The 12,276-nt window shown below is 65.0% G+C and carries 10 protein-coding genes; 3 read left to right on the top strand and 7 right to left on the bottom strand.

From position 1 onward, the window contains the following. Positions 1 to 79: 79 nt before the first annotated feature. From guaA to J2S97_RS01150, 6 genes are all read right to left on the bottom strand, one after another. Complete coding sequence (gene guaA, locus J2S97_RS01175; RefSeq protein ID WP_307045763.1) at positions 80 to 1,669, bottom strand: glutamine-hydrolyzing GMP synthase; 1,590 nt, start codon at positions 1,667 to 1,669, stop codon at positions 80 to 82. Positions 1,670 to 1,816: 147 nt separating this feature from the next. Beyond that, positions 1,817 to 2,329 (bottom strand): DUF3817 domain-containing protein, encoded by a 513-nt coding sequence (locus tag J2S97_RS01170; protein ID WP_307045761.1) that lies wholly within the window; start codon positions 2,327 to 2,329, stop codon positions 1,817 to 1,819. Further along, positions 2,326 to 3,219 (bottom strand): SURF1 family protein, encoded by an 894-nt coding sequence (locus J2S97_RS01165; protein WP_307045759.1) that lies wholly within the window; start codon positions 3,217 to 3,219, stop codon positions 2,326 to 2,328. Before J2S97_RS01165 ends, J2S97_RS01170 begins: the two co-directional genes overlap by 4 nt. 125 nt (positions 3,220 to 3,344) lie before the next feature. Continuing rightward, the gene (locus tag J2S97_RS01160) at positions 3,345 to 3,833 is read right to left on the bottom strand and encodes a PTS sugar transporter subunit IIA (protein WP_307045758.1); all 489 of its coding nucleotides are present in this window, start codon (positions 3,831 to 3,833) and stop codon (positions 3,345 to 3,347) included. Between the two features lie 48 nt (positions 3,834 to 3,881). After that, entirely contained in the window at positions 3,882 to 5,633 is a 1,752-nt protein-coding gene (locus J2S97_RS01155) for a glycerol-3-phosphate dehydrogenase/oxidase (RefSeq protein ID WP_307045756.1), read from the bottom strand. A 123-nt stretch (positions 5,634 to 5,756) separates the two neighbouring features. Beyond that, the gene (locus J2S97_RS01150) at positions 5,757 to 6,893 is read right to left on the bottom strand and encodes a GuaB3 family IMP dehydrogenase-related protein (RefSeq protein ID WP_307045754.1); all 1,137 of its coding nucleotides are present in this window, start codon (positions 6,891 to 6,893) and stop codon (positions 5,757 to 5,759) included. A 262-nt stretch (positions 6,894 to 7,155) separates the two neighbouring features. Here J2S97_RS01150 and J2S97_RS01145 point away from each other — a divergent pair, with 262 nt between their 5' ends. From J2S97_RS01145 to J2S97_RS01135, 3 genes are all read left to right on the top strand, one after another. Beyond that, positions 7,156 to 9,060 (top strand): S8 family peptidase, encoded by a 1,905-nt coding sequence (locus J2S97_RS01145; protein ID WP_307045752.1) that lies wholly within the window; start codon positions 7,156 to 7,158, stop codon positions 9,058 to 9,060. Between the two features lie 197 nt (positions 9,061 to 9,257). After that, the gene (locus J2S97_RS01140) at positions 9,258 to 9,794 is read left to right on the top strand and encodes a hypothetical protein (RefSeq protein WP_307045750.1); all 537 of its coding nucleotides are present in this window, start codon (positions 9,258 to 9,260) and stop codon (positions 9,792 to 9,794) included. A gap of 11 nt (positions 9,795 to 9,805) precedes the next feature. Next, positions 9,806 to 10,318: a hypothetical protein gene (locus tag J2S97_RS01135; protein ID WP_307045748.1), complete on the top strand. Its 513-nt coding sequence runs from the start codon at positions 9,806 to 9,808 to the stop codon at positions 10,316 to 10,318. Between the two features lie 23 nt (positions 10,319 to 10,341). On the opposite strand, the gene J2S97_RS01130 is transcribed toward J2S97_RS01135, so the two are convergent. Next, the gene (locus tag J2S97_RS01130) at positions 10,342 to 12,201 is read right to left on the bottom strand and encodes an ABC transporter ATP-binding protein (RefSeq protein WP_307045746.1); all 1,860 of its coding nucleotides are present in this window, start codon (positions 12,199 to 12,201) and stop codon (positions 10,342 to 10,344) included. Positions 12,202 to 12,276: the final 75 nt, after the last annotated feature.

Here is a 12,276-nt window from a genome sequence, read left to right as displayed (position 1 = left end):
CGGGGCAAAATTTGCGCCGGATTTAGCGTGAATAAAGCAAAGTGGCCGGCCTCATCGCTGAGACCGGCCACTCAAAGTGCTATTCCCACTCGATGGTTCCCGGCGGCTTGCTGGTCACGTCCAGCACCACGCGGTTGACGCCTTCCACCTCGTTGGTGATGCGGTTGGAGATTTTCGCCAGCAGGTCGTACGGAAGCCGTGACCAGTCGGCGGTCATGGCGTCCTCGGACGAAACGGGACGGAGCACGATCGGGTGGCCGTAGGTACGGCCGTCGCCCATGACGCCGACGCTGCGGACGTCCGCCAGGAGCACTACCGGCATCTGCCACACGTCGTTGTCGAGTCCGGCTGCAGTCAGCTCTGCGCGGGCAATCGCGTCGGCCTTGCGGAGCAGGTCCAGACGTTCCTTGGTCACTTCGCCGACGATGCGGATGCCGAGGCCCGGGCCCGGGAAAGGCTGGCGGCCCACGATTTCCTGCGGCAGTCCCAGCTGGGCGCCGACGGCGCGGACCTCGTCCTTGAACAGCGCACGAAGCGGCTCGACGAGCTCGAACTGCAGGTCCTCGGGCAGGCCGCCCACGTTGTGGTGGCTCTTGATGTTGGCTGCACCCTCGCCGCCGCCGGATTCGACGACGTCCGGGTACAGCGTTCCCTGGACCAGGAACTTGATCTTTTCGCCGTGGGCAGCTGCCTCGGCAATGATGGCCAGTTCGGCTTCCTCGAACGCCCGGATGAATTCGCGGCCGATGATCTTGCGCTTGGTCTCGGGATCGCTGACCCCGGCCAGTGCCGCCTGGAACCGCTCCTGCTCGTTGGCGACGTAGAGCTTGACGCCTGTGGCTGCCACGAAATCGCGTTCAACCTGCTCTGCTTCGCCTTCGCGCAGCAGGCCGTGGTCCACGAACACACAGGTCAGCTGGTCGCCCACCGCGCGCTGGACCAGGGCCGCTGCCACTGCGGAGTCGACGCCGCCGGAGAGGCCGCAGATGACCCTGGCGTCGCCGATCTGCTTGCGGATCCGGTCAACCTGTTCCTCGAGGATGTTGCCCGTGGTCCAGTTCGGTTCAAGCTTGGCGCCCTTGAACAGGAAGTTCTCAAGGACTTGCTGGCCGTAGGCCGAGTGCTTCACCTCGGGGTGCCACTGCACGCCGTACAGGCATTTCTCTTCGTTCGCGAAGGCTGCCACTTCGGCGCCGGCGGTGGTCGCCAGCACTTCGAAGCCTTCCGGCGCCTCGTGCACGGAGTCGCCGTGGCTCATCCAGGTGTTCTGGTGCTGCGGCATCCCCTCAAGGACGGAGCGGCCCTCGCCGAGGATGGTGGTCTGCGTCGAGCCATACTCGCGCAGGCCGGTTTTATCCACTTTCCCGCCGAGCGCGTTGGCCATGGCCTGGAAGCCGTAGCAGATGCCGAAGACGGGGATCCCGGCTTCGAACAGGTCTGCGCCGACGCTCGGCGCGCCTTCCGCATACACGCTGGAGGGGCCACCCGAAAGGATGATGGCGGCGGGGTTCTTGGCCAGCAGTTGCTCGGTGCTGTACGTATGCGGAACCACTTCCGAATACACATTTGCTTCCCGGACGCGGCGGGCAATCAGCTGCGCGTACTGGGCACCGTAGTCAACAACCAGCACCGGCTTCTGGGAAGTCTGGGATGCAGTGGGAGTAGTCACCGTCCTAGACTACGTGGGCGCTTGCCGAGTCGCACGTTGAGACGGCCGTTCACGGCCTGAATCGGCCCCGGGCGTTAGGGATCTCACACGCCGCCGGTGCAGGCGCCATCCGCCGACTGCCTGGACCCCGTTTGGGACCCGGTTGGGTCAGTAGCGCTTGGACGCCTGCGGATTCGCGGCGAGTTCGGCCTCGACCTCGGCGTGGAACTTCTTCTCCACAATGAACGACAGGAACGGAATCACGCCGCCCAGTGCCAGGAGGATGAGTTTCGCGAACGGCCACCGCATCAGCGACCACAGGCGGAAGTTGGACATCAGGTACACGACGTACATCCAGCCATGGACAATCAGCACGGCCACCGAGAGGTTCACTCCCCCGAGGACGCCCTGCGGCTCGGCGTCGGCGAACCCGAAGCCAAACGGCTGGCCGGTCACGGCGTTGGTTCCGCCTGCGAACAGGTACTGGCCGAAGGCGTACCGCGCAACCAGTTCGGCGCAGAGCAGCAGGAGCATCGCACCGGTCAGGTATGCCAGGACTTTGTAGAACTTCAGGGCGGACCGGATCTGGGCTTCCGTCCCGCCGAACCGGCGCTTCTTTACGGTGCCTGATCCGCTGGTCTGGGACTGCTGGGGCTGGATGGCCGGCTTGGGATCGATCATGGCTGCACCTTTTGTTCAGACGGGCTGGAATTTTCTGGCGGGTTGGCTTGCTGTTGGGGCTCTTGCTGTTGGGGCTGCGGAGGGTCTTCGGTGTACTGGTGGTGCTCGTCGTCGAACTCGTCTTCGAGGTCGCGGCGGTAGTCATCCTTCACCATGCGCCACCAGATGAACAGGGCGAAGCCGGCAAACACGATCCACTCCACGGAGTAGAACAGGTTGAGCCAGTTCACCTGCTGCGCCGGGGGCTGCGGGCCGATGCGCAGGGGCTTGAGGTCGCTGCTGACGGCCGAGGCGCTGACGTCGGCCCCGCCGGCAACCTCGGAAGTGGCGGCCACAAATCCCGGATAGCTGCTGATTTCCCAGACATTGATGAGCTCAGCGACGGAGACGGCAGTGGCGCGTCCGGGTTCCGGAGCGGTGTTCGGCAGCGGGGCCTCGGACGGCAGGAGCCGTCCGGTCAGTTCAATAGTGCCCGACGGCGGGGTGCTCGCGTCCGCGGGGTCGGCAACCCACCCGCGGGCCACCGGAATCCACGTCCGGGGCGAGGCCGCAACGCCGCTCAGCACAGGGGCGTCCTGCACCGAAAACGCCGACACCACCCAGTATCCGGTAGCGCCGTCGTGGAGACGGCCGGGGACCAGCACCTGCTTCTCGGGATCGTAGGAACCTGTGGCGGCGACCATTTGGTCCGCCACGGAGCCGTGAAAGAAATCACCCGGCTGCAGCACCGAAATGAGCGGCTTTGTGTCTTCCGTCCCGGTCGAAACCGGGGCTTCAGGTTGGGTTGACCGGCCGAATTGCCACTGGCTCAGCAGCACAAAAACCCCGGAAATGACGATCGCAAAGACCAGGCCTGCGATCCAGCGGGGTTTGAGGGCAGTTTTCAACACACATTAACCGTACTTCGTTCCCGTGTAGAACAACGAAACGGGGTCAGCGCGAACGAACACTTGAGGCCCCTCGGCGAGGGGCCTCAAGTGTTCGTTCGCGCTATTGCGGGGCAGCCGGATCCCCTCTAGTGGTCGAAGAACACCAGGCTTGAGTTGATGAGTTCGGCGATGACTTCGGCATCGTAGGCGCGGCGCAGGGATTCCCGGAATGATTCCTTCGACAGCGACCGGGCCAGGGTGGCAAGGACCTCCAGGTGGTCCGAGAAAGAACTTGCCGGCGTCGCGATCAGCAGGATCACTGTTGCCGGCCCGTCAGTTGCGCCGAAGTCCAGGGCCCTGCCGTACTTCGTGATCCCAACGGCGATGGAGGTCCGGGACACGAACTCGCTGCGGGCGTGCGGCAGCCCGACGCCGCCGGGCAGTCCGGTGGCGAGCTGGTGCTCCCGCGCATTGACGTGCTTCAGGAAGCCGTCAAGATCCGATACACGCCCTGCCGCATAGAGCCGTTCCGCGAGCTGGGTGGCCGCGTCCGCTTTGTCCTTGGCATCGAGCTCGAGAATCACCATTTCCGGTGTGGTGAGTTCGGCATCATACCGGTCCAGTGGTTCCGCCAAGAGGTGTCCCTTCAGTGAGGCAGGAGGCGCGCGTCAGTCATTACCCTGTCACCGCAACGGGACAATGTCCTCGACGCCCAGCCGCGCGGCGTCGGCAGATTCATCGTCAGGCTGCTCCTGGCTGAGCCGTTCGGCTTCCACCCGGGCAAGGTAATGCTTGATTTCGCTTTCGCGCTGCGCATCGCTCCAGCCAAGAATTTCTCCCATCAGCTTAGCGACAACCGGGACAGCCGACACACCCCGGTCCCAGGACTCAATGGAAATACGGGTCCTCCGCGTCAAAACGTCGTGTACATGACGGGCCCCCTCGTGCGTGGCCGCGTAGACCGCTTCGGCCTGGAGGTAGTCGTCGGCGCCAGGCAGCGGTTCGGCCAGCGCAGGGTTGTCCTTGATGAGCGCCAGGACCTCGGTTGCCATGGAGCCGTAACGGTTGAGCAGGTGCTCGATCCGGGCCACGTGCACACCGGTTTCTTCCGCCGTCCGGTTGCGGCGGTTCCAGGCCGCCTTGAAGCCGTTGGCCCCCAACAGGGGGATGGTATCGGTGCAGCTCGGCGGGACGCGTTCATCCATGCTCCGGGTTGCCTCATCGACGGCGTCCTTGGCCATGACGCGGTAGGTGGTCCACTTTCCGCCGGCCACCACCACGAGGCCCGGCACCGGGTGGGCCACCACGTGCTCGCGCGAAAGCTTGGCGGTTGAGTCGTTCTCCCCGGCCAGCAGCGGGCGCAGCCCGGCGTAGACGCCTTCAACGTCTTCCCTGGTCAGGGGCCGCTTGAGCACCTTGTTGACGTGTTCGAGGATGTAGTCAATGTCCTTGCTGGACGCCGCCGGGTGCGCCTTGTCCAGATGCCAGTCAGTGTCCGTGGTGCCGATGATCCAGTGCCGCCCCCAGGGAATCACGAAGAGCACGGACTTCTCGGTCCGGAGGATCAGTCCGACGGTTGACTGGAACCGGTCGCGCGGCACTACGAGGTGGATGCCCTTCGAGGCGCGCACCTTGAGCTGCCCGCGGTCCGTCACCATGGCCTGGGTCTCATCGGTCCACACGCCTGTAGCGTTGATGACCTGCTTGGCACGGATGCTGAAGGCAGAGCCGTCCTCGCGATTGACCACCTTGGCGCCCACCACCCGCTCGCCTTCGCGCAGGAAGTCGACAACCGCCGTCTGGTTGACGGCATGGGCGCCATAGTGCGCGGCGGTGCGGATGAGGTTGGCCACATACTTGGCGTCGTCCACCTGCCCGTCGTAGTACCTGATGGAACCGACGAACGCGTCATCCTTCAGGCTTGGGGCCGCGCGCAGGGTGCCGCGGCGGCTCAGGTGCTTGTGGAACGGCACTCCGCGTTTGTGCCCGCCGGAAATGGACATGACGTCGTACAGGGCAATGCCTGCACCGACATAGGGCCGTTCGAGGAAGGGCTTCGTCAGCGGGTAGAGGAAGGGCACCGGCCTGGCCAGGTGCGGAGCGATCTCGGACAGCAACAGCCCGCGTTCATTCAGCGCCTCCTTGACCAGCCCGAAGTCCAGCATTTCGAGGTAACGCAGCCCGCCGTGGATGAGTTTGGAGGAACGCGATGACGTGCCGGCGGCCCAGTCGCTAGCCTCCACGATGCCAACGCTCAAGCCTCGCGTGACGGCATCAAGGGCGGCGCCGGTGCCGACGATGCCACCGCCGACGATGAGGATATCGAGTTCCTTGCCCGGCTCCATTGTCGCCTTGAGCGCTGCAAGCGATGCTTCCCGGGCGGCGGGGCCAAGGGCCCCTTGGGAAAAGGAAGAACCACCGGAAGAACTGAACATTTCAAGCCTCCATCCGCATCAAACCTCGTAGTTCACCAGACTACTTGCTAGGCATGCTGATGGGCAGGGCCGCTGAAGGCACTATTCACCGGTCCCGGGGACAGCCCGGGACCGGCTGGAACCTCAAATTCCGGAGTACGGGGACACAACGACGTCGACCCTCTGGAATTCCTTCAGGTCCGAATAGCCGGTGGTCGCCATGGAGCGGCGGAGGGCACCGATCAGGTTGGACGTCCCGTTGGTGTGGTGGCCGGGCCCGAAGAGGACCTCCTCGAGCGGGCCCACCGTGCCGACGTTGACCCTGTCGCCACGCGGGAGTTCCAGGTGGTGGGCCTCCTGGCCCCAGTGCCAGCCCTTGCCCGGAGCTTCTTCCGCCCTGGCCAGCGCACTGCCGAGCATCACGGCGTCTGCGCCCATGGCGATGGCCTTGACGATGTCGCCGGAGGAGCCCATTCCGCCGTCGGCAATCACGTGAACGTAGCGGCCGCCGGACTCGTCCATGTAATCGCGGCGGGCCGCGGCGACGTCGGAAATCGCCGACGCCATGGGCGAGTGGATACCGAGTGCACGGCGGGTGGTGGTGGTGGCACCGCCGCCAAAGCCCACCAGCACACCGGCAGCGCCCGTGCGCATCAGGTGCAGGGCGGGGGTGTAGCCGGCCGCGCCGCCCACAATTACGGGGACATCGAGCTCATAGATGAACTGCTTCAAGTTCAGCGGCTCGTGGTCCTTGGAGACGTGCTCCGCGGAAACCGTGGTTCCCCGGATCACGAAGATGTCCACGCCGGCAGCGACAACTGTCTTGTAGTGCTCCTGGGTGCGCTGCGGAGTGAGCGAGCCGGCGACGGTCACGCCCGCGGCCCGGATTTCAGCCAGGCGGGACGTAATCAGTTCCGGCTGGATGGGCGCTTGGTAGAGCTCCTGCATCCGCCGCGTGACGGCGGGGCTGTTCGTCTCATCCTCCAGCGCTCCGATCTGGTCGAGGACGGACTGGGGGTCCTCGTACCGTGTCCAGAGCCCCTCCAGGTCCAGCACGCCGAGTCCGCCGAGGCGGCCCAGCGCAATGGCGCTCTCGGGCGACATTGCCGAGTCCATGGGCGCGGCGATGACAGGCATGTCGAACTTGTAGGCATCTATCTGCCACGAGACCGAAACGTCCTTGGGATCACGCGTCCGACGGTTGGGGACGATCGCGATGTCATCCAGGGAGTAGGCACGACGCCCACGCTTGCCACGGCCAATCTCAATCTCATAAGTCACGTGACCACTTTACTTGACCACGCGGGATACGGCGGGGCGACTCCCCCGGACGCCTCCCGAAACTGATAGTCCACACTTTATTGACACGATTTGTCAACCATTTACAAGTTATGAAAATACCTTTACGTTTACTCTCGGTTACCACCTGATCCACCACGTGACCACCCATCACTCCATCATCCGGGCCACCCGTGTGCCCGATCCGAGAAAGAAGCCCCTCTTGGGAAAAGCAGAAAGTGCATCAATTAGGCGCCACCGCATATTGGCCCTGTCGCTCGCGGCAGCAGTCGGCACTCTGGCCTTCGCCAGTTCACCGGTCTTCGCCACCACTGAAGACGGGGACGCTTCCGCCGCAGGCGGGCGCGCCGCTGCCCAAAGCGCCACGGTCCAAAGCGCTACCGTGCAGGACGTGGCGCCCGGCGAGGCCTACACCAAGTTCATCGTGGACTACAAGGAGAGCGCGGCCAATGCCACCCCTAACGGCCGCGCCAACGCCTGGGGCAAGGCGGCCAAGGAACAGGGAGTTGCCGTGAAGGAGGTCCGCACCCTGGCAACCGGGGGAACGCTGCTTGAGGCGGACCGGGCCCTTTCCGGCCAGGCCGCCGCAGACTTCATGACCGAAATTGCAGCGTCCGGGTCGGTCGAGTCCGTCGAGCCTGACGCCCGCATGACCCTGGCGCTCACGCCGAACGACCCGCGCTATGGCGAACAGTGGGATTTCACAGCCGCGAACGGCATGCGGATCCCCGGCGCGTGGGACGTCGCAACCGGTACCGGCGTGACCGTGGCCGTCATCGACACGGGCATCACGGCGCACGCCGACCTCGACGCGAATGTGCTCCCCGGCTATGACTTCGTCGCGGACGCCACGGCCGCCCGTGACGGCAACGGCCGCGACGCCAATGCCCAGGACCAGGGCGACTGGTACGCCGCCGGCGAGTGCGGCCAGGCGACGGCCGGCAACAGCTCCTGGCACGGCACCCACGTCGCAGGTACCGTCGCAGCCGTCACCGGGAACGCCACCGGAGTGGCGGGCGTCGCTCCCAACGCCAAAGTGGTGCCGGTCCGTGTCCTGGCCAAGTGCGGCGGCTCCCTGTCTGACATCGCCGATGCCATCGTCTGGTCAGCCGGCGGAACCGTTGCGGGCATCCCGGCCAACGCAAACCCCGCCAAGGTCATCAACATGAGCCTGGGCGGGTCGGGCGCCTGCGGAAGCACTTACCAGGCAGCCATCGATTCCGCGGTTTCGCGCGGCGCCACAGTAGTTGTCGCGGCCGGCAACAGCAATCAGGACACATCCGGTTTCCGCCCGGCGAACTGCGGCAGCGTTGTCAGCGTGGCAGCCGGCAATCCGAGCGGCAGCCTCTCCTACTACTCCAACTTCGGCGCCAGCGTTGACCTGACAGCTCCGGGAGGCGACGTCAGGGTTTCCGGCGGCGGAATCCTCTCCACCATCAACACCGGCACCACCACACCGGCCTCGGCAGGCTACGCAAACTATCAGGGCACGTCCATGGCGGCCCCCCACGTGGCCGGGCTGGCCGCACTGATGAAATCCAAGACATCCTCGCTCACGCCGGCACAGGTTGAATCAACACTCAAGCAGGGAACCCGGGTCATGCCGGGCGGCTGCACCACGGGCTGCGGTGCGGGACTGTCGGACGCCACCAAGACGATGGGCCTGCTTGGCGGGACCATTCCCCCGCCGTCAGGCAATCTCCTGCTGAACCCGGGCTTCGAAGAAGGCGCGGTTTCCTGGACGTCCGATCACGCCGACACGTTTGAGACCGGCGCGAATGCCCGGACGGGTTCCCGTTTCGCCGGCCTCAACGGCTGGGGCCGGGCAACGTCCTACACGCTCGACCAGGCCTTTGCAGTCCCCTCCGCCGTGTCCGCCGCTTCGCTGTCCTTCTACCTGAAGGTGCAGTCTGACGAAACCACCGCCAGTTCGGCCTACGACACCCTCAAAGTCCAGGTGATCAGCGGCGGCACCACCACCACGCTGGCGACCTACTCCAACCTCAACGAATCCACCGGCTACGTCCAGAAGCAGTTGGATCTTTCTGCCTACAAGGGCAAGAGCGTGACTCTGCGCTTCCTCGGCGTCGAGGATTCATCGCTGTCAACGTACTTCTTCCTCGACGACGCAGCTGTAAGCACTTCCTAGCTCCTGTCTTGGAGAAATCCGGGAACCGCCGGCCGCGCAGGGTGCGCGGCCGGCGGTTTCTTGCCTGCCGTCTTCCGCCCGACGCCGTCGGCGCACACGAGGGGACTAGTCCCCATCGCGGGGTCCGGCGTGGATGGAATAGATTGAAATGGAGAACCGCGGGCAGGCGATGCGGGCACGGATAGTTTGGGGAATTCATGGCGCGCACTCCTGTCAGCAACATCACGATGGCCACGGCCACGGATCCCCGCGCGCCGGCGTTTGGTTTCGCCCAGCGCCGGTCCTGGGTGTTCTGGGCATGGTGGTATCCGGCCGTGCTGGCGATGGCCGGAGCTGTGCACGCCGGACTCGCCACCGTCCTTGGACAAAGCGCGGAAATCGGCATCGTCATGGCTATCCTTGGCGGGGTCTTCGCGGCCTTGGGCTGGAGCTTTACTACGTGGCCGCGGTTCACGCGCAAGCTGCCAAAGCCTGCCTCGGACATCGCCCGGGTGGAACAGGGAATCCGGATCACCCCAGGCATCATCCGGACCGTGCTCATCGCGGGCGCCCTGGGTATCGGGGCCCTGGTGCTGCTAGCGCCCTTGGGCGGCTCACTGGAGGCGGTCCCCCTGTTCGGAATGCTCGCGGCGGTCCTGCTGGGCTTGGCCGCGGGCTTGGCCCACACCGGATGGCTTATGAAGAACAGCACTGAACGTTACTCCCGCTGGGTGAACCGACGGCACAACCCATGAAGGACGCATTGATGACACCGGTTGCTGGTCAGCCATCCACTTTCCAGGAACTCGCCTTGGGGCACGCACACCGCCGCAACCGTGTGTTCTTGTTCTGGTGGATGGGCATGGCCTTCGCGATTCCGGGATTGGCGTATGCCATGGCAGCGGCGGCCACCGGGCAGTCCCTCGAAACCGGCCTTATGACAGCGGCCCTGGGCCTCGTCCTTTCCGGGGCAGGCTGGTTGCTGGCCATTGGACCGAGGTTTACGCGCAAGCCGCCGCGGCCGGCAACGGACTTTGCCCGCACTCACCAGCAAATTCGGATAGCAACCGGAGTTGCCGCCGCAGCCCCGATTGCGATGCTGGCGATCGTGGTCGCCTTAGTGACCCTCACGCCTAAAGGCGCATCGCCGGAAGTCCTCCCGATCCTGTCGTCCCTCGCGGTATATCCCGTCCCGATATCCGCAGCTCTGCTCTATTCACGCCGTCACTTGCTGGCCCGGCGCGAGGAACTGTACGCCCGGTGGCTGGCGCGCAGGTAGCCCCGCCCAACACCCGCCCTGAGTCAGATCCCCTCCGCCTCGTCCACCGAGAGCTGCGATTCGAACATCCGGAAGTACCGGCCCCGGAGGGCCACGAGTTCGCGGTGGGTGCCCTGTTCCACGATCCGGCCGTCCTCCAGCATGTAGACGATGTCCGCCTTCTCGATCGTCGCGAGCCGGTGGCTGATGGCGATGATGGTGCTGCTGCGGTCGGCGAACAGCCGGGTGAAGATCCGATGTTCGGCCAGGGCGTCGATGGCCGACGTCGGCTCGTCCATGACCATGAAGGTGGCGTTCCGGTAGAAGTTCCGGGCCATCGCGAGCCGCTGCCACTGGCCGCCGCTGAGTCCGCTGCCCTTCCGGCCCCGCGGATCTTCCATCCAGTTGCTGACGTGGTTGTCGAGGCCGTTGGGCAGCTTGTTGATGAACTCGAGGGCCTCAGCGTCGGAGGCGGACCGGCGGATCCGCTCATCGTCGCGCGGTGAATCGACGTCGCCAAAAAGAATGTTTTCCGCAGCCGTGGCGAACTCGTACTTGAGGAATTCCTGGCTCAGCACCGCCAGATGGCGGTGCCAGGACTTGACGTCGACGGCGGCGAGGTCGACGCCGTCGAGCATCACCTGCCCGGAATCGGGGCGGTAGAGCCCCGCGAGAATCCGGATCAGGGTGGACTTGCCGGCGCCGTTCTCCCCCACGATGGCGATGTGCTGGCCCTCGCGGATGGTCATGGTGACGCCGCGGATCACCTCGATGTCGCTGCCGGTATAGGTAAAACGGATATCCCGCAGCTCCACATTCTTCGGAGCCTGCAGCAGCGGCGGCGCATGCTCCGAGTGAACCGGCATGGCCATGAAGAGCTCATAGTCCTTGAGGTTCGCCAGGTCCTCATCGATGGAGCTGAGGGAGGAGACCAGGCTGTTGGCCGTGGACAATGCCCTGCTGACGATCTGCTGGACGTAGAGGAACTGGCCCACCGGCTGCGCGCGGGCGATGATCTGGCCCACCACCCAGATCAGTGATACGACCTCGGCCCCGTACTGCAGGGCGTCCGCCGCGAGCTGCTTGGGGATGTAGCGCTTCTGGAAATCCAGCCGCCTTTTCTCGTCGGCGTCCCGGAGCCGGGAGCGCAGCTCCATCAGATACCCGACGATCCCGTACAGGCGCATCTCGGCAATGTGCTGGGGACGCAGCAGGTTGGTCTCGATCATCCGCCGCTGGCGGCGTGAATCGACCTGCGTGTTCCAGTGGGCAATCTGTTCCCGGGAAAGCTTGAACTGAAGGTACACGCTGGGGACGATGGCCACCAGGACGATCACCGCTATCCACCAGCTCACGAGCAGGAGCGCCCCGACCGCCAGGATCACGGAGACAAGTTGGGTGAAGATCGCGGCGATCCGGTCCAGGACCCGTGCATAGGAATCGGAGAACCTTTTGGCGCGGTCGTAGAGGTCCACCGTCTCCTTGTCGTCGTAGCGCCAGAACTCGAGGGCCAGGAACCGCTCGTACATCTGGTCGCCGACAATCGCCCCCACCTTGAAGCTCATGAGCTGCTGGATGTAGCGGTCCACACTGCTGAAGGCGCCCCAGAAAAGGCCCAGTGCGGCCGTGATGATGACGTAGATGATGGCCTGCTGGCCCGCAGCGGCATCACCGGAATAAGCGGCGGCCAGGGCGGTGGTGGTCAGCGCAGCAAAGTAGGTGGTGACCAGGGGCAGCAGTGCCGAGATCAGCGAGCCCACCACTTTCATGACAACGGCGGCCGGCGAGGCACGGAAGCTGACTCGCAGCACCTGTGCCACTGCCCGGGCATACGGCCTCACAGCAAGTTTTCGCTTGGGATCCCGCTTGGGGTTCAGCTCTGCGGGATGGCGTGGTTCGGGCATGACTACAGCCTAGTTCCGCGCGCTCTGGCCGGGCGGCAGCGTCAGTACTTCTCGCCGTACTCGTACTCGGGTAAA

Origin of the sequence: Arthrobacter oryzae (assembly GCF_030812315.1) — a bacterium.
Lineage (GTDB): Bacteria > Actinomycetota > Actinomycetes > Actinomycetales > Micrococcaceae > Arthrobacter > Arthrobacter oryzae_B.
Note: the sequence above shows the minus strand (reverse complement) of the source record. Positions and strands in the feature narration are given on the sequence as shown.

What these genes read in the sequence shown, in the direction of transcription:
- J2S97_RS01155 (WP_307045756.1), bottom strand. Translation starts at nt 5,633, where the DNA reads ATGTTCAGTTCTTCCGGTGGTTCTTCCTTTTCCCAAGGGGCCCTTGGC.
- J2S97_RS01170 (WP_307045761.1), bottom strand. Translation starts at nt 2,329, where the DNA reads ATGATCGATCCCAAGCCGGCCATCCAGCCCCAGCAGTCCCAGACCAGC.
- J2S97_RS01135 (WP_307045748.1), top strand. Translation starts at nt 9,806, where the DNA reads ATGACACCGGTTGCTGGTCAGCCATCCACTTTCCAGGAACTCGCCTTG.
- J2S97_RS01140 (WP_307045750.1), top strand. Translation starts at nt 9,258, where the DNA reads ATGGCGCGCACTCCTGTCAGCAACATCACGATGGCCACGGCCACGGAT.
- J2S97_RS01130 (WP_307045746.1), bottom strand. Translation starts at nt 12,201, where the DNA reads ATGCCCGAACCACGCCATCCCGCAGAGCTGAACCCCAAGCGGGATCCC.